At 74.7% G+C, this 20923-nt stretch carries 19 protein-coding genes and 1 pseudogene; 15 read left to right on the top strand and 5 right to left on the bottom strand.

Annotation, left to right across the window (positions count from 1 at the left end):
• Positions 1-298: 298 nt before the first annotated feature.
• The 4 genes and pseudogenes from D450_RS35105 to D450_RS29250 form a co-directional block, all read left to right on the top strand.
• Positions 299-718, top strand: a pseudogene (locus D450_RS35105) (MFS transporter); the annotation flags it as partial.
• Between the two features lie 136 nt (positions 719-854).
• Entirely contained in the window at positions 855-1769 is a 915-nt protein-coding gene (locus D450_RS35110; protein WP_017537069.1) for an MFS transporter, read from the top strand.
• Positions 1766-4477, top strand: a complete 2712-nt coding sequence (locus tag D450_RS0102305; protein WP_152520785.1) for a PEP/pyruvate-binding domain-containing protein — start codon at positions 1766-1768, stop codon at positions 4475-4477. Before D450_RS35110 ends, D450_RS0102305 begins: the two co-directional genes overlap by 4 nt.
• Positions 4478-4665: 188 nt before the next feature.
• Positions 4666-5313, top strand: coding sequence for a TetR/AcrR family transcriptional regulator (locus tag D450_RS29250; RefSeq protein WP_017537071.1), 648 nt, complete (start codon positions 4666-4668; stop codon positions 5311-5313).
• Between the two features lie 108 nt (positions 5314-5421).
• On the opposite strand, the gene D450_RS0102315 is transcribed toward D450_RS29250, so the two are convergent.
• Positions 5422-6135: a TetR family transcriptional regulator gene (locus D450_RS0102315; RefSeq protein WP_017537072.1), complete on the bottom strand. Its 714-nt coding sequence runs from the start codon at positions 6133-6135 to the stop codon at positions 5422-5424.
• A 105-nt stretch (positions 6136-6240) separates the two neighbouring features.
• Between D450_RS0102315 and D450_RS0102320 the strand changes: the two genes are divergently transcribed.
• The 10 genes from D450_RS0102320 to D450_RS0102365 all read left to right on the top strand — a co-directional run bounded on the left by D450_RS0102320 (position 6241) and on the right by D450_RS0102365 (position 15406).
• A complete protein-coding gene (locus D450_RS0102320; protein ID WP_161631136.1) occupies positions 6241-6519 on the top strand; it encodes a type II toxin-antitoxin system prevent-host-death family antitoxin in 279 nt (92 codons plus the stop codon).
• Between the two features lie 347 nt (positions 6520-6866).
• Positions 6867-7856: a hypothetical protein gene (locus D450_RS33865; protein ID WP_026128339.1), complete on the top strand. Its 990-nt coding sequence runs from the start codon at positions 6867-6869 to the stop codon at positions 7854-7856.
• Positions 7853-8221, top strand: a complete 369-nt coding sequence (locus D450_RS0102330; protein WP_394296809.1) for a GntR family transcriptional regulator — start codon at positions 7853-7855, stop codon at positions 8219-8221. Before D450_RS33865 ends, D450_RS0102330 begins: the two co-directional genes overlap by 4 nt.
• A 208-nt stretch (positions 8222-8429) precedes the next feature.
• Positions 8430-9182, top strand: a complete 753-nt coding sequence (locus D450_RS0102335; RefSeq protein ID WP_017537075.1) for a hypothetical protein — start codon at positions 8430-8432, stop codon at positions 9180-9182.
• Positions 9179-10030, top strand: coding sequence for a hypothetical protein (locus tag D450_RS0102340; protein ID WP_017537076.1), 852 nt, complete (start codon positions 9179-9181; stop codon positions 10028-10030). The genes D450_RS0102335 and D450_RS0102340 overlap by 4 nt, the downstream gene beginning before the upstream one ends.
• On the top strand, positions 10027-10689 hold the full coding sequence (locus tag D450_RS0102345) for a histidine phosphatase family protein (RefSeq protein ID WP_017537077.1): 663 nt from the start codon (positions 10027-10029) through the stop codon (positions 10687-10689). The genes D450_RS0102340 and D450_RS0102345 overlap by 4 nt, the downstream gene beginning before the upstream one ends.
• Before the next feature lie 94 nt (positions 10690-10783).
• Positions 10784-10963, top strand: coding sequence for a hypothetical protein (locus tag D450_RS0102350; RefSeq protein WP_017537078.1), 180 nt, complete (start codon positions 10784-10786; stop codon positions 10961-10963).
• The gene (locus D450_RS0102355) at positions 10960-12483 is read left to right on the top strand and encodes a phenylacetate--CoA ligase family protein (protein ID WP_017537079.1); all 1524 of its coding nucleotides are present in this window, start codon (positions 10960-10962) and stop codon (positions 12481-12483) included. The genes D450_RS0102350 and D450_RS0102355 overlap by 4 nt, the downstream gene beginning before the upstream one ends.
• Positions 12484-12686: 203 nt before the next feature.
• Complete coding sequence (locus D450_RS0102360; protein ID WP_017537080.1) at positions 12687-14708, top strand: NADPH-dependent 2,4-dienoyl-CoA reductase; 2022 nt, start codon at positions 12687-12689, stop codon at positions 14706-14708.
• A gap of 86 nt (positions 14709-14794) precedes the next feature.
• Positions 14795-15406 (top strand): PadR family transcriptional regulator, encoded by a 612-nt coding sequence (locus D450_RS0102365; RefSeq protein ID WP_017537081.1) that lies wholly within the window; start codon positions 14795-14797, stop codon positions 15404-15406.
• Positions 15407-15566: 160 nt separating this feature from the next.
• Here the strand turns inward: D450_RS0102365 and D450_RS0102370 are convergent, their stop codons facing one another.
• The 4 genes from D450_RS0102370 to D450_RS0102385 all read right to left on the bottom strand — a co-directional run bounded on the left by D450_RS0102370 (position 15567) and on the right by D450_RS0102385 (position 18898).
• Positions 15567-16394, bottom strand: coding sequence for an aldo/keto reductase (locus D450_RS0102370; protein WP_017537082.1), 828 nt, complete (start codon positions 16392-16394; stop codon positions 15567-15569).
• 121 nt (positions 16395-16515) lie between these two features.
• Positions 16516-17529: an NADP-dependent oxidoreductase gene (locus D450_RS0102375; RefSeq protein ID WP_026124295.1), complete on the bottom strand. Its 1014-nt coding sequence runs from the start codon at positions 17527-17529 to the stop codon at positions 16516-16518.
• A gap of 55 nt (positions 17530-17584) precedes the next feature.
• Positions 17585-18199 (bottom strand): TetR/AcrR family transcriptional regulator, encoded by a 615-nt coding sequence (locus tag D450_RS29255; protein WP_017537084.1) that lies wholly within the window; start codon positions 18197-18199, stop codon positions 17585-17587.
• Positions 18200-18202: 3 nt separating this feature from the next.
• Positions 18203-18898: a type 1 glutamine amidotransferase domain-containing protein gene (locus D450_RS0102385; RefSeq protein ID WP_017537085.1), complete on the bottom strand. Its 696-nt coding sequence runs from the start codon at positions 18896-18898 to the stop codon at positions 18203-18205.
• A gap of 542 nt (positions 18899-19440) precedes the next feature.
• On the opposite strand from D450_RS0102385, the gene D450_RS0102390 reads away from it, so the two are divergent.
• Complete coding sequence (locus D450_RS0102390; RefSeq protein ID WP_017537086.1) at positions 19441-20184, top strand: IclR family transcriptional regulator; 744 nt, start codon at positions 19441-19443, stop codon at positions 20182-20184.
• Positions 20185-20923: the final 739 nt, after the last annotated feature.

Here is a 20923-nt window from a genome sequence, read left to right on the forward strand (position 1 = left end):
CACGCTCTGTGTCCTCGCGGGTGCGAATCGCAACTATATGCGGTCACACCCGCCTTAACCGCGCCGACATCCCCGGCACAGCAGAGCTTTTGCCGCACCTCCCCCCGCCGCGCCGACGCCGCGACCGCAGGCGGCCACGTTTTGAGAACGTTGCGTTCCCTGTCGGGGGAGGTTACTTTGAGAACGCATCGTTCATTAAACGTTCGCCCGCCCGTGGCGAGGAGGCCGCCCGATGGTCCGGACCCGCACCCCCGCGCCCCCGCACGTGCGCCGGGCCCTGCCCGGCCTGACGCTGGGGATGCTGCTCGGCGCGGTCGACCAGACCGCCATCGCGCCGGCACTGCCTGCCGTCGCGGGCGACCTGGGGGGCTTCGCCCTGATGCCCGCCGTGCTCACCGCCTACCTGGTGGCGGCCACGGCGGTGATGCCGCTCGCCGGCAGGCTCGGCGACCGGTTCGGCCGCACTCGCCCCCTCCAGGCGGCGATCGCGCTGTTCACCGCGGGCGCCCTGGCTGCCGGGCAGGCCGACTCGATGGAGGCGCTGATCGCCGCCCGCATCGTGCAGGGCGCCGGCGGGGGCGGGGTGATGGTCGGCGTCCAGGCGGCCCTGGGCGAGCTGGTCAGCCCGCGCGAGCGCGGCCGCTACCTGGGGCTGTTCGGGGCGGTGTTCGCCCTGGCCGCGGTGGGCGGCCCGCTGCTGGGCGGGGCGGTCACCGACGCGCTGGGGTGGCGCTGGATCTTCCACCTGTACCTGCCGCTGGGCGTGGCGGGGCTGCTCGCNNACGCTGCGCCTGCCCCGCCCCGGCGTCCGGCGCCCGGTCGACGCCGCCGGGACGCTCTCGCTGGCCGCCGCCGTGGTGGGGCTGGCACTGCTGGGCTCGGCGCCCGGCTGGCCCGACCGGCCGGCGTGGGCGGTTCCCGCCGCGGCCGCACTGCTCGGCTGCGGCGCCGCCGCCTGGGCGGTGTCCGCACGCCGCGCCGCCGACCCGGTCCTGCCGCCGCGGCTGCTGCGCGACCGCTCGGTGGCCCCGGCCGTCGCGGTCGCCTTCCTGGTCGGTTTCGCGCTGTTCGGCATCGCCAACTACGTCCCCGCCTATGTGCAGGTCGCGCTGGGGGCGTCGGCCTCGCAGGCGGGCACGGTGATGATCGCGCTCATGGGCGGCATGCTGGCCACCACGGTGGTCTCGGGGCGGATGATCACCCGCACCGGGCGGTACCGGGCCTTCCCCGTCGCCGGGACGGCCGCCGCGGCCGCGGTGCTGGCCGCCATGGGGGCGCTCGGGCCGCACAGCACCCCGCTGCAGGTGGCCGGGCTGCTGGCGCTGCTCGGGCTGGCCCTGGGCCTGGTCATGCAGGTCACCACGCTGGTGGCGCAGAACGCCGCGCCCCGCGAGGACCTGGGGGCGGCCACCGCCGCCGTGGTCTTCTGGCGGCAGGTGGGCGCCTCGGCCGGGGCCGCGCTCACCGGTGCCCTGCTCAACCTGCGCTTCGCCGCGCTGCTGCCGGCGCCGACCGCCGAGCGGGTCGGCGGCGCCTCGTCGCTGTCGCCCGAGGCGGTGGCGGCGCTCCCGGCCGCGGACCAGGCCGCGGTCGCCGAGGCGTTCGGCCGCGCCCTGCCCCCGCTGTTCGCCTGGGCCGCCCCGCTGATGGGGGCGGCCGTGCTGCTGTGCATCGCGCTGCCCGCGCTCCCCCTGCGGGAGACGGCGCACGCGCCGCCGCCCTCCCCCGTTCGGGGGAATACCGGTAGTGAGACCGAGGAGACGCCATGACCCGACCGCACACCCCCGCGACCGCCGTGGCCCCTGGGCCCGCCGGCACCGCAGGCGCGCCCGGTGCCCCCGGTGCCTCCGGCGCCCCAGAACGCCCCGGGAGCGCCTTGGTCGCCCCGCTGTCCGCCTTCAGGCGCACGGACCTGGAGACGGCCGGCGGCAAGGCCGCCAACCTGGGCGAGCTGGTCCGGATGGGGCTGCCCGTGCCCGACGGGTTCGCCGTCACCACGCAGGCCTACGCGCGCGCCGTGGCCGAGGGCGGGCTGGAGGAGGTGGTCCGCGCGCACCTGGAGGCGCCCGCACACGGGGACGGGAGCGCGGACGGCCCCGGGGACCCGGACGGGGCCGCCGTGCGCGCCGCGTTCGAGGACGCCGCCCTGCCCGAGGAGCTGCGCGCCGCGATCGGCTCGGCCTACGCGCGGATGGGCGGCGGCCCCGTGGCCGTGCGGTCCAGCGCCACCGCCGAGGACCTTCCCGGGGCGGCGTTCGCCGGGCAGCAGGACACCTACCTCAACGTCGTCGGCGAGGAGGCGCTGCTGGACGCCGTGCGCCGCTGCTGGGCGTCGCTGTGGAGCGACCGCGCGATCGCCTACCGGCGCCGCATCGGCATGGACGCCCCCGACGTGCGCATAGCGGTGGCGGTGCAGGCGATGGTGCCCGCCGAGTGGGCCGGGGTCGCCTTCACCGCCGACCCGGTCACCGGGCGCCGCGACCGGGTCTGGGTGGACGCGGGCCGGGGGCTGGGCGAGTCGGTCGTCTCCGGGATGGTCACCCCCGAGCACTACGTGCTCGACGGGCGCGGCGCGGTGGTCGAGCACCGGGAGGGCCGCGGGGAGGTGGTCGTACGCGCGGCCGACGACGGCGGCGTCGTGCACGAGGAGGGCGGCGCCCCCGGGCGGATGGCCCCGGAGGCCCTTAAGGAACTGGCCCGCCTGTGCCGCAGGGTCGCCGGGCACTGGGGACGCCCGATGGACATCGAGTGGGCCGTGGCCGGGGGCCGGGTGCTGCTCCTACAGGCGCGGCCGATGACCGCGGTGCCGCCCGAGCCGGTGCGGCTGAACGCGGTCCAGAGGCGCGTGGGCCCCATCCTCCTGGACATGTTCCAGACGCGGCCCTACCCGCTCGACGTGACGACCTGGACCGCCGAACTCGTGGACGGCCTCGTCGCGGGGATGCTGAAGGGGGTCGCCGGTGCCCGCCTGCCCGCCCTGCGCGAGATCCTGCCCGAAGAGGACGGCGTGGTGGTGCGGTTCCTGCCGCCCACACCGCGGCCGACGGCGCGCACCCTCACCGCGCCCTTCCGGCTGGCCGCCAAGGCGCGCCGGTTCCCGGCCGACCGCTGGACCGAGGACCCGCGCTTCGACCGGTGGGAGAAGGCCGTCGAAGAGCTGTCCGCCCGCCCGGTCGCCGACGCCCCCTGGTCCGAGCTGCGCGAGCGGCCCAGGCAGGCGCTGGGGCTCATCCCCGTCATGACCGCCCTGCGCACCGACTACCTGCCGAGCATGGTCCTGGCCCTGATCCGCGTGCAGGTCATGCTGGCGCTGCTGGGCCGCCCGGTCTCGGCGAGCGACCTGGCCTTCGGGGCGCTCACCTGCACCGAGAAGGCCAACCGCGCCTTGGAGGACCTGGCCGCCACGGTGCGCGGCGACCCCGGTCTCGCCAAGGCCTTCGCCACCCGCACGCCACTGGAGCTGGCCGAGTCGGTAGAGAGCGACCCCCTCATGGCCCCCTTCGCCGAGCGGCTCGACGCGTTCATGGCCGCCTATGGGCACAGGGAGACCACCTCCGCCGTCTACGCCTCCTCACCGACGTGGAAGGAGGCACCCGAGACGGTGCTCGGGCTGGTGAAGCTCCTGGCTTCCGAGCCGCCGCAGCGCCCTTCCAAGGCCGGGGCCAAGGACGGGGCCGAGGGAGAGTCCGAGCGCGCGCGCCGGTCCCTGAAGCGGGTGACACACCATCCCCTGCTGCGCTCCCGGCCCCGCGCCCGGCGCCTGGCGACCCGGCTGGTCGAGCGCTTCCGCGCCGGGGTCGCCTTCCGTGAGGACACCCACTTCCACTTCACCCGTGCGCTGCCGATCCTGCGGAGCGCGCTGCTGGAGACGGGGCGGCGCCTCGTGGACGAAGGGGTTCTGGAGTCCCGGGACGAGGTCTTCCACCTGCGGTTGGAAGAGCTCGACGGGATCACCGCGCTCCCCGGCCTGCCGCCCGGAGAGGCCGCCCGGCTGCGCGCGACCGTCCGCCGACGGGCCGCCAAGCGCGACTCCCTGGCCCGAGTCCCCATGCTCGAACTGCCGGACCGGACCGCGTCCCGGGGCCGGGGCGAGGGCGCCGGGGACGCGGGCGCGCAAGTGCTCACGACCGGTGCCCCCGCCGGCGGGGGCACCGCCTCCGGCACCGCCCGCATCATCCGCGAGCCCTCGGAGTTCGGGCGCATGCGGGCCGGGGACGTGCTGGTGTGCCCCTACACCAACCCGTCCTGGACGCCGCTGTTCCAGCGCGCGGCGGCCGTGGTGGTGGACTCCGGAGGGGCGGGCTCGCACGCGGCGATCGTGGCCCGCGAGTACGGCATCCCGGCCGTCATGGGGACCGGCGACGGCACCGGCGCGCTGACCGACGGGGCACCGGTGCGGGTCGACGGCGACACCGGCCGCGTCACCGCGGACGCCCCGGAGCCGTCCGTAGAATCCCCAGGAGCCGGCGGTGCATGAGACCGACCGGCGCGGCAGGGGCGGCTTCGGCGGCCGGTCCGGCACGGCCCGATCGGCCGGGCGGCGCCGCCCCGGGCCCCGCGCCGAGGCCGTACCGCAGCGGCCGTACTGCACCTGAACCTGATCCGCGAAGGCGGCCGTTCCCCTCTCCGCGGACCGGCCAGCGACCCGAAAGGCGGCCCGATCCCGTGGGCACCCAAGGCGCCGAAGAACCCGAGAACACGCCGCAGAGCGCGTCCGGGGAGGACCCGCGCAAGCGCCCGCGCCGACGCGGTGAGGCGCTCAACGCGGCGATCTTCGAGGCGGTCCTGGCCGAGCTGGAAGAGGTCGGCTACGCGCGGCTGACCATGGAGCGCGTCGCCGAGCGGGCCCGGACCGGGAAGGCCTCGCTGTACCGGCGCTGGCCCAACCGGGGCCGCCTGGTGATGGACGCGGTGTACCACGTGCTGCCGCAGTACGTGGACCCGCCGGACACCGGGGGCCTCCGGGGCGACCTGCTGGAGCTCTTCCGCAGCACGGCGCGGCTGCTGGAAGGGCCCGCCGGGGAGGCGATGCGCGGGGTGCTCGGCGAGGTCCTGCTCGACGACGAGACCGCCCGGCAGATCCGGTCGGCGTCGCGGGGAACGGGGGTGGCCCAGATCCGCCGGGTCGCGGAGCGCGCGGTGGACCGGGGCGAGATCTCCTCCAAGGCCCTCACCCCCCGGCGCCTTGAGGCGGGCCAGGCCGTCATGCGGCACCACTTCCTGTTCCACGGGACGCCGATCCCCGACCACGTGGTCGAAGAGGTCGTGGACGAGGTGGTCCTGCCCCTGCTCACCACTCCGTCGCGGGGGTGAGTCCGGCCGGCCCCGGTCGCCCCTGTGGCCGGCACTGTAGCGGGCCCTGTGGTCGGCCCTGTGGCCGGCTCCGTGACAGGCTCCGTCCGGTGGCGGAGTGCGGTGCTCTCAAGCGGGCGCGTCGGAGTCGGCTTCGGCCAGGTAGGAGCGCAGCAGGGCCCTGCACTCGCCGATCATCGTCTCGTCACCGGACGGGTCGGCGCGGAAGGCCAGGGAGAGGACGGCGTCGGCCGCCTCCACCGCGACCCGCACGCGGCGCTCCACCTGCGGGGCGGGCTCGGTCCCGGTGACCGCCAGGCCCATCGCCAGCAGGGTGTCGGAGACCCGGTCGTCGCGGGCGCCGGGACCCGTCCGCCCGGTCGTGGGGCGGGCGGGGCACGCCCGGGGGTCGTAGCCGGGGTCCGGGTCGGCGTCGAGGACGCCGAAGCCGGGGACCGTGCGACGCATCTCGACGTAGGTGTCGACGGCGGTCAGAGCCACGGAGGCCCAGTCGGCGGCGCCCGCGCGGCCCGCGGCGTCCAGGCACTCGGCGAGGCGTTCGGTGAACAGCTCCATGTTCCGCGCGGCCAGCGCGCGGACGAGGCCGTCCTTGTCGGTGAAGAACTGGTAGACGGTGCCGATGGGGATGTCGGCGCGGCGCGCCACCTCGGTGGTGGTCACCCCGGCCGGCCCGGTCTCCTCCAGCACCTCGGCGCAGGCGCACAGCAGCCGTTCGACCCGCTCCCTGCTGCGGCGCTGGGCGGGGCGGCGGCGCAGCGCGGTCTCGGTCCAGCTCGGCGCGGAGCGCCCGCGCGCGGAGGCGGGCCGGTCGGTGCGGGACATGCCCCCATTGTGCCCGGACGGCGCCGGTGCCTCGGCGGTCCTGCCGGACCCGGTGGTTCGCGCTTCGGGCCGCCTGCGTGTACCCGCCACGCCTATATGCGCCGCATGGACAATCGGATCAGCATCCGCGAATTCCGCGCCGGGCTCGCCGAGATCGTCAGCGCCGCAGTCAACGATGAGCAGGTCACCGTTGTGACCCGGGACGGCGAACCCGTCGGCGCATTCGTCCCCATGTTCATGCGGGAGAAGCTCGAAGATCGGGAGGACCAGCGGCTCGGCGAACGCGCCATGCGGGTCTTGGCCGACGACCACGGCCCTGGATCCACCATATCCCAGGTCATGGCCGACATCATGGACGAGCACAGGCCAGGCGGTTCCTATTGAAGTACGCGTTATCTTCCACAGATCCTGCGGCTCGTTCTCAGTGGGAAATCGCCCGGACCGACGCAAGCATCCATTTTCGGGGCCCGGGAACACTCGGCGACACCCCCTGAGCGCCGAACCATCGGGTGAAACGCCTCAATGGACAGGATGGTCTCCACCGATTCCGGTGCGGGAGCAGCTGCCCGGTTCGGACGATCGACGAAGGGCGTCCGGGTGGCCTTGTCGTGGATGCGGGCGCCCGGAGGGAGACCGACCGGCAGCACTGAGCGGCGCCGACGAGGCACCACAGGTAGAGACGCCTCATCTTGTACTGCTACGTTGATACAAGAGCAATACAAGGAGTTCCCATGGCCACCTGGATCGCCCTCGCCGTCGTCTTCCTCAGCGTGTCGCAGTCCGTCTCGTCCAGCCTGAAACCCCCGGCCGTCAAGCCGGTGCGGCGCTTCGTCGCGCGGGCCGGGCTGCCCCCCTCCTACGCCGGACCGTGGCTCGCCCGGCGCCTGTACGGCGACGAGTCCGCCGCGGCGGCCACCTGCGCCGTGCTCATCCTGGCCGCCCTCGGCACCGGACTCGCGGTGCCCGAGCTGCGCCACGAGAACGCCTGGGCGGCCACCATCGTCGCCGCCTACCTGCTCGGGCGGTCGGCGGGGGCCGTCATCCCCGTGGTCCGCGCGACGGCCTCCCGCCAGGACGGCTCTCCCCGCGTCGCCCGGCCGTTCCTGCCCTCAGTGGACGACTACGTCCCTCCGGCCGCGCGCTGGGGCGCAGCGGCCGCAGGGCTCCTCCCCGTCGCGGCGCTCGGGGTGCTCCTGGCCTTCGCCGGAACCGGGCGCGTCGACACAGCGGAAGCCGACTGGCCCGTGCTCGTCCTCCTCGCCGCGGCGGGCCCCGTCATCGCCGCCGGGACCGCCCTGCTGGCCGGGCGGTTCATCGCCGCGCCCCGCCCCGCCGCCGCCCCCTACGAGCTCGCCGCCGACGACGCCGTGCGCGCCTACCGGCTGCGCGCCCTGCTGGCCGCCTCCACCGCCCTGTGCGCCCTCGCCGCGGCCATCGTCGGCGTGTTGGCGACCGAAACGGTCAGCGGGGCCATGGTCATCCAGAACCCCGCCGCCGTGCTGCTGATGGGCGGGACCTTCGCCGCCGCCCTCGCCTACATCGCGGCCGCCGTCGCGATCGACCTGGCCGGCCCGGGGCGGCGGTACCGCGACCGGCTGTGGCCGCAGGGCTTCCCTGCCGGCCCCGCCCCGTCCCCTGCGGACGGGGGGACGAGCGGAAGCACGGGCGGCGGCACCGGCGGCACCGGCGGCACGGGCGGCACGGGCGGCGGCGCGCGATGATGATCACCGTCGATCCCCGCTCCCACGTCCCGCCCTACGAGCAGGTGCGCGAGCAGATCCGCGGGCTCATCGCCGCCGGCGCCCTGCCCCCCGGGCACCGCCTCCCCCCGGTCCGGCGCCTGGCCGCCGATCTGGGCCTGGCCGCCAACACGGTGGCGCGCGCCTACCGCGAGCTGGAACGGGAAGGGGTCCTGGACGGGCGGGGCACCCGGGGGACCTTCGTCACCCCGCCCGCCCCCGCCGATCCGCTGAGCTCGGCCGCCGACGACCTCGTGAGGCGCGCCCGCACGGCCGGACTGAGCCGCGACGACCTCATCGGCCTGCTCCTGGCCCGATGGGACGACCAGCGTCCCCACCTCGGGTGACCTTGTTCCCGAACATCCCGTGGCCCCTAGAACGGCGCCCCGGACGGACCTAGGGTCAAGTCCCCTTCGCTCCCAGGCCGACAGGGAACGGGGAGAGGGCGCCCGCAGCCGCGGCGGGCCGACGTCCGCCTCTCCCCTTCCCCCCGGCCGGGGACGACCACGCCACCATCCTCTTGGAGGGGGCATGGCTTCTCCGACGACACAACCGATGACGCGGGACACCCCCGTATACGAGCGCGCGCTCCAGGCCATCGGCACACTCCCCGTACAGGACTCCGGGCCGGTGCGCCTGTCCAACCTCGACCTGATCCGGCACCTGGCCGCTCCCAGGAACGTGCTCCGCCTGCTGCGCGAGGTCCAGGACTCGCCTCCGCTCCTGGCCCGCATCGCCGGGCGCTCCTACCACCACACCAACCACTTCGACAAGATCGTCCTCGCCGACACCGGCGACCGCCGCTCCTACCGGCTGACCCTGCACCTGTGGCGCCCGCCGTACAGCACCACCGAGGCCCTGGACGAGCAGATCCACGACCACCGGTTCAGCTTCTGGTCGTCCGTGCTGACCGGCCGGCTCGTCTCCCAGAACTTCGTGCGCGACGCCTCGGGCACCGAGTACGGCGAGTACCAGTACATCCCCGAGAAGCGCGGCGACACCACGGTCGGCAACTTCTACCGGGCACTGGGGCGCACCCCGCTGCGCGAGACCGAGCCGTCGGAGGAGGAGGCCGGCGGCGCCTACCGCCTCAGCTACCACCGCATCCACCGCGTGGTCCTGCCGCGCGAGGCGATGACCTGCACCCTGGTGCTGCGCGGACCCCGGCAGAAGAACTTCGCGAGCGTCTTCAGCAACACCGCGACCTACGACCCGACGGGCAACGCGATGTTCGCGCCGCAGGTGCTGGACGAGAAGCTGGAGGCCCTGTGCGAGGCGATCATGCGGACCCGGAAGGAGGAGCGGTGAGCGCGCGCGGGGACGGCGCCCCGGAGCTGCGCGTCCCCGACGGCGAACCGGTGTACTCCCGCGAGGGGGGCTTCGCCGTGTTCAACCAGCTCGGCGTCAAGCTCGACTTCCCCGAGTCGGTCTCCGACACCGACTACTACGCCTGGCTGGACGACACCAAGGCCGCCATCGGCTCCCTGGTCGAGGGGGCCGAGATCGCCGAGAAGAGCTACGCGCGCACCGAGCCCCGGATGAACACCGGCGTCTACTACGACACCGCCGACCACCGGCTGCTCCGCGGCGACATGGTGCTGCGCACCACGTGCAACATCAAGACGCACGCCTTCTGCGCCTTCAAGTTCGGGGCCGACGAGCACGGTGTCCGACGCGACCACCGCTACTCGTTCGAAGGCCAGGACAAGCGGACGGTCCAGCTGCAGCCGGACTCGCCCGAGGCCGCGGCCGTGGTCCAGCGGCTTCTGGCGCGCGAGGACATCGACCAGCCGGGCGTGCACCTGCGCAAGGCCACCGGACTGACCGGCGACGACCTGTTCCCGGCGATCCGCCTGCGCCAGTTCCGGCACCCCTTCTTCGTGTGGGTGGACGGCCGCGACGCCCTGCGCTGCACGATGGACCGCGCCCGCGTGGTGGACCTGCGCGCCCCGGACCCGGAGGCCACCGAGGCCTCCTTCTCCGAGGTGGAGTTCCCGGTCTATCCGCGCCTGGACGCCGACATGGCGCGCGACCCCAGGGTGCCCCGGCTGATCCGCGTGCTGTCCGACCTGCTCCAAGAGCGCTTCGGCGTCGACTACGTCGCCGACTCCAAGTACAGGAGGGCGGCCCGGGCGCTCGGCATGGCGTGGACATGAGCGGCGGCGGTGCGCGGATCCTGATCGCCCGGCACGGGCAGTCGCTCTGGCAGCTCACCCCCGGGTGCGACGACGACAGCGCCCTGACGGTCCTGGGCCACCGCCAGTCCCTGCTGCTGGGGCGCTGGCTCGCCGCGGGCCCCCGGGTCGACGGCACGCGTCGGCTGCGCATCGCCGCCGTGTACACCAGCCCGCTGCTGCGGGCGCGCCAGACCGCCGCCTATCCGGCCGCGCTACTGGGGGCCGGCCTGGAGACGCGCGAGGACCTGCGCGAGGCCGCCTTCCATGTGGCCGCGCACCTGCCCCCGGCGCCGGAGCCGGTTCCCGCGGGGCTGGCCCGCGTGCGGACGCCCGGCGGCCCGGCGAGCGAGGAGGAGCGCAGGGAGGCCTATGAGGGGTTCAAGGAGCAGGCCCGGTCGGCCCTGACCGGGCTGGCGCGATCGGCCGAGCGCGCGCGGGACGAGGACGGGGGCGCGGTGCTGGCCGTCAGCCACGGCGGACTGATCAAGACGCTCCTGCGTCTGGCGGCGGGGACCGACGCGGTGTGCTTCCGGATCTACAACACCGGACTGTGCGGCCTTGAGTGGCGGCGCGACCGCTGGCACCTCGTCCACCTCAACCTGTGGGACCACCTGCCGCCGGGACTGCGCACCAGGTGACCCCGCGACGCCCCCGCGCAGGGGCGGATGAAGAACCGACGGGACTCCCGCCCACGGGAGTCGTCGAGACAGGGAAAGGACTGGTGAGCCGGACATGCTGAGCGAGATGAACGACCTGGTCTCGGTCGCTGAGCGGGCGATCGGCGAGAGCAAGGCCCAGTTGGACAGCGACCAGACCCGGGCCCTGGCCGCCCAGGTGACCGCTGAGGTCGTCGCCGAGGTGTCGGCGGAGTCGTCCGCCAAGGCCCTGGCGGAAGGGCTGCAGCGCCGGTGACGGAGCGGAGCCGGGGCGGGGGCCCGAGCGGCCCCCGCCCCTCCCCGGACACCGAGAACGCCGAGAACGCCGACGCCCCGCTCCTCGTGCGCGACCGCCTGGCGCACATGGAGGACGTCGACCCGGGAGGACTGGCCCGCCTGTTCTCCCTGGCGTCGCTGGAGGGCGAGGTCCCCGCGCGCTTCCTGGACGCCCTGCACGCGGCGCTGGCCCACCGGACCATCACGCACGCCCGCGCACACGTGCCCTGGTACCGGGAGCACCCTGAGTACGCCGCCTGGTCGCTGCCCCAAGGGCGCCTGGGGTCGCCCTCCGAACTGCTGAGGGGTCTGCCGGTCCTGTACCGGGCCGTTGTGGCCGCCTCGCCCGCGCGGTTCGTGGCCGACGACGTGGTGCTCAGCGCGCTCGGCCACACCTCGGGCAGCACGGGGACCCCTCTGCCGGTGCGCCGCTCGGTCGAGGAATCCGACTTCTTGGCGGCCTACTTCGAGCGCTTGACGGCGCCCCTGGCGCACGAAGGCCCGCGCCCCATCTCGCTGAACCTGCCCAACGCCTACCACGGCACGCCGCTCCGACTGCCGGCGCCGGGTTTGTCGCTGTCCTCGGGCGTCACCGACGACCTTCTGCTGGGCGAGACCGTCCGCGCCCTCACGACGCGCTACGACCTGCCCGGCTTCCGCACTCGCGTGGAGTTCCTGAGCGGCCTGGTCAACCATGTGCTCCTGCTGACCGGCCACCTGATGGAGCAGGGCATCGACCCGCGGGCGCTCGGCCTGCGCGGCGTGTCGGTCGCCGGGGGTGCGGCGGCCCCGCACTGGCGGCGGTTCCTCGCCTCGGCCTGGGGGTGCCCGGTGACCGACCGCTTCACGCTGACCGAGGTCGTCGGCGGTGCCTCGCGCTGCGCGGCGTGCGACCTGTTCCACCTGGACCCGCACGTCTTCGGCGAGGTCCTGGAGCCCGGGTCGGACACGCCGGTCGCCGAGGGGCCCGGTCGGCTGGTGCTGACCGCCTTCCACCCGTTCGTCCAGATGCAGCCGATGATCCGGTACGACGCCGGCGACCTGGTGCTGCGGCGCAAGAACGGGTGCAGGCCGACACCCGCCTTCGAGTTCCTGGGCAAGCGCGGCAACGCCATCGCCCTGGAGCTGAGGGGACGGAGGAAGTGGCTGCTGTTCCCGGCCGTGCTCAATGCGGTGCTGGCCGGGCTGCCCGACGTGCGTGCCGTGGAGTGGGCCTCCGGCGTGCGGCGGGTGTTCGACCGGACGCTGGGCGGCCTGCCCTACGCCCGCACCGTGCTGGACCGGTCGTCCTCCCCGCCGGAGCTGCGCGTGGAGGTCGAGCTCCGCTACGGCCCGCACTTCCATCCCGCGCGCGCGGAAGAGGTGGCGGCGCAGGTCGCCGACGCCCTCCGCCGCGCCGAGGGCACGGCGCTGGCCGAACTGGAGGCCGGGGGCGCGGTGCGGCTGCGGGTCGTGTGCCGTCCCCCGGGCTCGCTGCCCGAACCCGAGCTGAAGCTCTGAACGCGCCTGCAGGGCGCCGCGCGCCCCTCGGGCACGGAACACCGGCGACGGGCGGCCGCCCGGGTCCGTGAGGCGGCCGTGCCCGCGGACGGGCACCGGGCTCCCCCGCCCCTCCCCCATGCGTGTTGCTGTATATTCAATTTTCTGAATAGCAACATTGCGAGTAGCGCTCCCGCGCGGGAGCCGGACCGAGGAGGCGGCCGATGCCCGACTACCCCCACCTCTTCTCCCCCATCGAGCTGGGCCCGCTGCGGCTGCCCAACCGGCTCGTCATGGGGTCGATGCACGTCGGCCTGGAGGAGGCCCCCGGCGGCTTCGAGCGCATGGCCGCCTTCTACGCCGAGCGCGCCCGCGGCGGGGTCGGCCTGATCGTCACCGGCGGCATCGCCCCCAACGCCGAGGCGCGCCCCTACGAGGGCGGGGCGACGATGACCACGGAGGAGGACGCCGAGCGGCACCGCACCGTCACCGACGCGGTGCACGCCGAGGGCGGGCGGATCGCCATGCAGATCCTGCACTTCGGCCGGTACGCCTACCACCCCGACCTGGTCGCCCCCAGCGCCCTCAAGGCCCCCATCAGCCCCTACACCCCGCGCGCGCTCACCGACGAGGAGGTCGAGCGCACCATCGACGACTTCGCCCGCGCCGCCGAGCTCGCCCGGCTCGCCGGGTACGACGGCGTGGAGATCATGGGCTCGGAGGGGTACCTCATCAACGAGTTCACCTGCGCCGCCACCAACCAACGGGAGGACCGCTGGGGCGGGTCGCTGGAGAACCGCATGCGCTTCCCCGTGGAGATCGTGCGGCGGGTGCGCGAGCGGGTCGGGCCCGGCACCGCGATCGTCTACCGGCTCTCCATGCTCGACCTGGTCCCCGGCGGCGCCACGCTGCCCGAGGTCACGGCGCTGGCCAAGGAGGTCGAGGCGGCCGGGGCCGACATGGTCAACACCGGCGTGGGCTGGCACGAGGCGCGCATCCCCACCATCGCCGCCTCGGTGCCGCGCGGCGCCTTCAGCTGGGTCACCAAGGAGCTGATGGGCACCGTCGGGGTGCCGCTGGCCACCGCCAACCGGATCAACACCCCCGAGACCGCCGAGCGCATCCTCGCCGACGGCGAGGCCGACATGGTCTCGCTGGCCCGCCCGCTGCTGGCCGACCCCGAGTTCGCGGCCAAGGCGCGGCAGGGGCGGCCCGAGGCGATCAACACCTGCATCGGCTGCAACCAGGCCTGCCTGGACCACACCTTCAGCCTGAAGATCACCTCCTGCCTGGTGAACCCCCGGGCCTGCCACGAGACCGAGCTGGTGCTCGCCCCGGCGGTGCGGCCCAAGCGGGTCGCGGTGGCCGGCGCCGGGCCGGCCGGGCTGGCCTTCGCCACGGCGGCCGCCGAGCGCGGGCACCGGGTGGTGCTCTTCGAGGCCTCCGACCGCATCGGCGGCCAGCTCGACGTCGCCCGCCGGGTGCCGGGCAAGGAGGAGTTCGAGGAGACGCTGCGCTACTTCCGGGTGCGCCTGGAGGAGCTGGGGGTCGAGGTCCGGCTGGGCGCGCCCGCCACGGCGGAGGGCCTGGCCGCCGAGGGCTTCGACGCGGTCGCGGTGGCCACCGGGGTGCGGCCGCGGGTGCCGGAACTGCCCGGCGTCGACCACCCGAGCGTGGTGGGCTACCTGGACGTGCTGCGCGGCACCGCCCGCGTCGGCGAGCGGGTGGCGGTCATGGGCGCCGGGGGCATCGGCTTCGACGTCGCCGAGTTCCTCACCGACGAGGGCGACGGGGCGGCCCAGGACCCGGCGGCGTTCTTCGACCGCTGGGGCGTGGACCCCGGCTACGCCGGGCCGGGGGCGCTGCGCGAGGCCGAGCGGCCCGCACCGCCGCGCCGCGTGCACCTGCTCCAGCGCAAGACCAGCAAGGTCGGCAAGGGGCTGGGCACGACCACCGGGTGGATCCACCGCACCGAGCTGCGCGCCCGGGGCGTGGCGATGGTGCCGGGGGTGTCCTACCGGCACATCGACGACGCCGGCCTGCACATCACCGTGGACGGGCGGGACGAGGTGCTGGAGGTGGACACCGTGGTGCTGTGCACCGGCCAGGAGCCGGAGCGGGGCCTGTACGAGGAGCTGCGCGCGGCCGGCACCGAGGCGCTGCTGCTCGGGGGCGCGGACGTGGCGGCCGAGCTGGACGCCAAGCGCGCGATCGACCAGGGCACCCGGCTGGCGGCCGAGCTGTGAGCCCGGCGCGCGGCGGGTCCCGGGGCCCGTCCCCGGGCCCGCTCCCGCCCCGGATCCGCCCGCGGAACCGCTGGTAGGTTGACCGAATGGCTCTGCGAAACGCGGTGATGGCGGCGCTCCTGGAAGGGGAGGCATCAGGCTACGACCTGGCCAAACGCTTCGACACCGCGACCGCCGACTTCTGGACCTCCACCCCCCAGCAGCTCTACCGGGAGCTGGAGCGGATGGAGGGCGAGGGGCTCATCCGGGCGCGCGTGGTCGAGCAGGAGCGGCGCCCCAACAAGCGCGTGTTCTCGCTGACCGAGGAGGGGCGCCAGGTGCTGCACGCGTTCACCCGGCGCCCGGCCAAGCCGACGGCGATCCGCGACGAGATGCTGGTCAAGCTCCAGGCCGTGGACGCCGGCGACCCCGACGCGGTGCGCACCTCGGTGATGGAGCGCATGGAGCGCGCACGCGCCAAGCTGGCCCGCTACGAGCGGATCCGCGAGCGCCTGCTGGCCGGCCGCTCCGAGGAGGAGTACCTGGCCGAGACCGACCACGTGGGGCCGTTCCTGACCCTGCTGCGCGGGCGGTACTTCGAGGAGGAGAACCTGCGCTGGGGCGAGGAGGTGCTGTCCATCCTCGACGCGCGCGCGTCCCGGCGCGAAGGATCCGGGGAGCGCGGCGCCCGGGACGGACGGCGGGGCACACAGGAGTGAGTCCGACGGCCCCCTGATTGCCGGTCGGCGCTTCCGCCAGAGGGACCCGCGCCCGACCGGCCCCCTCTGTGACTGGACGGGGCCCGGCCCGGTCCGGCGCCCCCTCAGCGCCGGACCGGGCCGGGAACGAAGCCGGACCCGGGGTCCGGCGGACCGGGCCTCAGCCCAGCCAGTTCATCTCGTCGGGGTCCGGGCCCAGGCGGCTGCCCGAGTCCAGGGTCCCGATCCGGCCCATCTCCTCGTCGGAGAGCTCGAAGTCGAAGACGTCGATGTTCTCCTTGATGCGCGACGGCGTCACCGACTTGGGGATGACGATGGTGCCGCGCTGGAGGTGCCAGCGCAGGACCACCTGCGCCGGGGACTTGCCGTGCGCCGCGCCGATCTCGGTGAGGACCGGCTCGCCCAGCAGCTCCTTGCCCTGGCCCAGCGGGCTCCAGGCCTCGGTCGCGATGCCGTGCTCGGCGCCCAGTTCCCGCATGCGGTCCTGGGCCAGGTGCGGGTGCAGCTCGATCTGGTTGACCGCCGGCACCACGTCGGCCGAGGCCAGGAGGCGGCCCAGGGTCTTCTCGGTGAAGTTGGACAGGCCGATGGCCTTGGCCCGCCCCTCGGCGTGCAGGCGCTCCATCGCCTTCCAGGAGTCGACGTACTTGTCCTGCTCGGGGACCGGCCAGTGGATCAGGTACAGGTCCACGTGGTCCAGGCCCAGGCGCTCCAGGCTGGCGTCGAAGGCGCGCAGCGTCTCGTCGAAGCCCTGGTCGGAGTTCCACAGCTTGGTGGTCACGAACAGCTCGTCGCGCGGGATCTGCGAGTCGCGCAGCGCGCGCCCGGTCCCGGCCTCGTTCTCGTAGATCCGCGCGGTGTCGATACTCCGGTAACCCGCCTCTAGGGCCGCCTTCACCGCGGTGTAGGCGTCGTCGTCGGGCACCTGCCAGACGCCGAAGCCCAGCTGCGGCATGGCCGCGCCGGTATTGAGCGTCACGTCGATCATTCGCTGACCTGCTCTCTGACTCTGTGGCTGTTCTGACTCTGCGGCTGATCTCGCGGCCGGGGTGCGGCCGGACGGACGCACCCCGTTCCGCTCCTGCTTGTCCTGCTTGGCCCGCCCCGGGTCAGGCCGAGGCGAGACGGATGAGCATCTTGCCGGTGTTGGCACCCTTGAGCATCCCGATGAAGGCGTCCACGGCGTTGTCGATGCCCTCGACCACCGTCTCCTCATGGGGCAGGGTGCCCTCCGACAGCCAGCGCGCGGCCAGGCCGGCGTATTCCCGGCCCAGGTCCATGTGGTCGGTCACGATGAACCCCCGCAGGGTCAGTCGCTTGCCGACGGCCAGCACCAGGTTGTCCGGGCCGGGGACCGGCTCGGTCGCGTTGTACTGGGAGATCGCCCCGCACATCGCGACCCGGCCGCCCACGCGCAGCTGCGCGATGGCGGCGCGCAGGTGGTCGCCGCCGACGTTGTCGAAGTAGACGTCGATCCCCTTGGGGGCGGCCTCCTTCAGGTCCTCTTCGAGGGCGCCGCGCTTGTAGTCCACGGCGGCGTCGTAGCCGAACTCCTCGGTCAGGCGGCGCGCCTTCTCCGGCCCCCCGGCCGAGCCGATGACCCGGGAGGCCCCGTGGTGGCGGGCGATGCGCGCGGCGACCGAGCCCACCGCCCCGGCGGCGCCGGAGACGAAGACCACGTCGCCCTCGCGCACCGGGGCGACCTCGGTCAGCCCCGCGTAGGCGGTCAGGCCGGTCATGCCGAGCGCCCCCAGGTAGGCCTGGGCGGGCGCGATGGAGGTGTCCACAGAGTCGGCCGCCGAGGCGTCCAGGACCGCGTACTCCCTCCAGCCCAGGCCGTGGCGGACGACGGTGCCCTCGGGGACCTCCGGGGCGTTGGAGGCCACGACGGTCCCGACGGCGGCGCCGTCCATCGGGGCGTTCAGGGCGAACGGCGGGACGTAGGACTTGACGTCGTTCATCCGCCCGCGCATGTAGGGGTCGACGGAGAACCAGTCGTTGCGGACGAGGACCTGGCCGGGGCCCGGGTCGGGCACCTCGGTCTCCACGAGGGAGAAGTCCCCCGGGACGGGCTCCCCGACCGGGCGCTTCACGAGGTGGACTTCACGGCCTTTGGTCGGCATGGGTTCCTCCGTATCTGTTCACTGCGGGGATGTTCACTCTGGGGATGGGACGGGTTCAGCGGCCCTGCCCGCCCTGGGCCGCCAGGCCCTCGGCGAGGACACGGGCCGCGGGGCCGATGAGGCGCTGCGCGGCGGAGTGCCGCTCCAGTCCGACGGCCAGGGCCAGGCAGGAGTCGGCGGCGTCCTCCGGCGTGACGCCGCCGGCGGTTCCCGCCTCGGTGAAGATCGCGACGAGCAGCTCCCGGATGTCGCCGGTGAAGCGGGCGCAGACGTCGCCGAACACGCGTGCGTGCTCGTCCATGAGCTCGACCGTGTGCGGGGAGTGCCCGCGCAGTTCCAGGGCCAGGTCGAGCTTGGCCCCGAGCACCCCGGCCACGCGGTCGGCCGCCCCGCCGCGCGCGCGGGCCGCCCGCCGGGCGCGTTCGGAGGCGCGCCCGTGCAGGCGCTCGGCCAGCTGCCTGAAGGCGTCGTCCTTGTTCCGGACGTACTGGTAGAGCGCCGACCGCGAGACGCCCACCTCGGCGGCGATGTCGTCCATGGTGGTGCGCCGGGCGCCGTAGCGCGCCAGGCAGGCGAACGCGGCGTCCAGCACCTCCGTCAGGCGGTCGGCCCCTTCCCCGCGCCCCGGGCGGTCGCGGCGGTCCTGGGAGCCGCGGCGGTCGGCGCTCACGGGTCAGCCCAGCCGGGCCAGGACCTCGCGGGCCAGGGGCTCGGACGAGGCCGGGTTCTGGCCGGTCACGAGGTTGCGGTCGGTGACCACGTTGGGCTGCCAGGGCTCGCCCTCCTCGAAGCGCGCGCCGAGTGCGACCAGGCGGTCCTGGAGCAGCCAGGGGGCCTTGTCCGCGAGGCCCGCCTGGGTCTCCTCCGCGTTGGTGAAGCCGGTGAGGCGGTAGCCGGCGAACGGGGAGCCGCCCTCGGCGCCCTCGGTGGCCAGGAGCGCGGCCGGGGCGTGGCAGACGACGGCCAGCGGACGGCCGGAGGCGAGGGCGTCGGTCAGGACGCGGGCCGAGTCGCCGCTGACCGCCAGGTCCTCCATGGGGCCGTGGCCGCCGGGGTAGAACACGGCGTCGTAGTCGGACGCGGCGACCTGCTCCAGAGCGGCCGGGGAGCGGAGCTCGGGGGCGGCCTCGATCGCGGCGGCGGCCGCGTCGGCGCCCTCCTGCCCGCCGTTGGCCTCCGGCGCCAGGCTGCCCTTGTCGACGGGCGGCACCACCCCGCCGGGCGTCGCCACGGTGACCTCGTGTCCGGCGGCGGTGAAGGCCTTGTAGGGCGCGAGGAACTCCTCGGCCCAGAACCCGGTCGGGTGCCGGGTGCCGTCGGTGAGCGTCCAGTGGTCGGATCCGGTCATGACGAAGAGAATGCGGGCCATCGGTCTCGTCCCCCCTTGTTCGGCGGCGCCGGCCGTTCGTCGGTCATTCGTCGGCCTGACGCCTTGCGCACACAGTGTCAGTGCGTTGCGGGTACGACCGTAGTCCTGCGGATGCACGGGCGACCAATAGGAATCCCTCTATCCGACATCGGATTTCCGATACCTCTTGGGGTGCGGGCCCTGGACTCGCCCCTTCGGATCGGGCGTGTCCGCCCTCACGCGCCGACGGGACGTACGCTTAAGAGGAGGCGCCACGCGTCCGACAGGGCCCTGCACAGGCCTGCGCAGACCTGTACGGGCCTGTACCGACGCTTCGGCCCGTACCGGACCGCGCGGGGCCGAACTGAACCGCGCCGCCCCGCACTGCCGGATCCGCATCACGGCGCCCTGCGGCGCCGCCCCCCGCAGGGCGCCGGGCCGCCACGGGCGGAGCCCCGTACCGGGTCCGCACCGTCTCCCGGGCCACGCCGGGACCGGGCCACGGGCCCCGGACGAACCGCTCAGCGAGAACGCGCAGAGGAGACTTGAGAAGGTAGGCCGGTATGACCGCATCGGACGGGCCGCGCTCGGTGGAACGGGCGCTGGACCTCCTCGACGCCGTCGCCGAGGGCTCCGGTCCCGTGTCGGCCAAGGCACTGGCCCGCAGAGTGGGCTGTTCGCTGTCGACCGTGTACCACCTGCTGGGCCCACTGACCGAGCGCGGACACGTGGTCCGCACGCCGCGCGGGTACGCGCTCGGGCCGCGCGTCCCGCACCTGCACCGCGCCTACGGCAGCCAGGTGCGCACCGCCTCCGCCATGCGCGACCTGCTCCCGGCCGTGCGCAAGGCCACCGGGGCCGAGGCCTACTTCACCGTCTTCCAGGGCGGGGAGATCACCGTCGTCGACAGCACCGCCCCGCCCGAGGAGGGCGCCGACCCGTTCGTCGTCGCGCGCGAGCGCCGGGCGCACGCCACCGCCCACGGCAAGGCCCTCCTGGCGTCCCTGCCCCGGTCGGCGCGCACCCGCTACCTGGACCGGCACGGGATGGCGCGCCTGACCGCGCACACCATCACGGCCCGGGACGCGTTCGAGGCCGAACTGGCCCGGGTGCGGCGGACCGGTCTCGCGGTCTCGGTGGGCGAGGCCGACGACGCCTACTCCTGCCTGGCCGTCCCGCTGGGCGGGCCGACCGAGGGCGCCGAGGCCCGGGCGCTCTCGGTGTCCCTGCCCACCCACGAGTACCGGGACCGGCGCCCGCGTATCGAAGAGGTCCTGCACCGGGCGGCGGCACGCTTCGCCGTCTGAGCGGCCGTCGGACGACCGGGCGTGCACAGCATGCCGGGTCACGTCCATGAGAGGACACCGTTGGCGGATTCGGCGGGATGGGTGTCCCTGATCGTGCCGTAGCTGATCGTTCCGCCCCTGGCCACCGCCCGGACCTCCCGCTTGGCCGGCCTGCGCCCGGAGTGAGACCCGCCGAACTCGCCGACGGTGTCCTTGGAACGGTGGCGAAACACCCGTCCGGCCAGGCCAGCCCGCTGGTCAAGCCTCTGGGGGCAAGCCCGGCCCGGATTCTGACCCCTGACCGGCGACCCGGTATTGGACGGCCTCCAGCCGCCCGCCCAAGGCGGCCGCGGCCGCCGAAGGCTCCCCTACTCCAGCGGACATCGCACGCCGGGCCGAAGGCCTCCGAAGGCCCCGCTTCCCGCGGACCGGAGCCGGCACGGGGAGGGGCCGGGCACGCGATGGAGTTTCCGGCACCGCCGGAATCCCGCGCGGCGGCGGTCGCGTCGGCCGGGCCGGGCGGGCAGCATGGCGGCGAACGGCACGTGCAGGCCAGGGACGGCCACGCCGTCGCGGGCCGCGGAGCGGTCGCGCCCCGTCGGCCCTTCCGCCCAGCCGCCGGAGCCGTGGACGACCCGTCCGCATCCGCATCGGAAAGGCAGGCCAGCCATGATCTTCATCGCGGTGAAGTTCCCCGTCCGCCCTGAGCTCGTCGAGGAGTGGCCCGAGCGCGTCGCCGCGTTCNAGCCGGGCAACGTCT

The sequence above is a fragment of the Nocardiopsis halophila DSM 44494 genome (assembly GCF_000341245.1).
GTDB lineage: Bacteria > Actinomycetota > Actinomycetes > Streptosporangiales > Streptosporangiaceae > Nocardiopsis_A > Nocardiopsis_A halophila.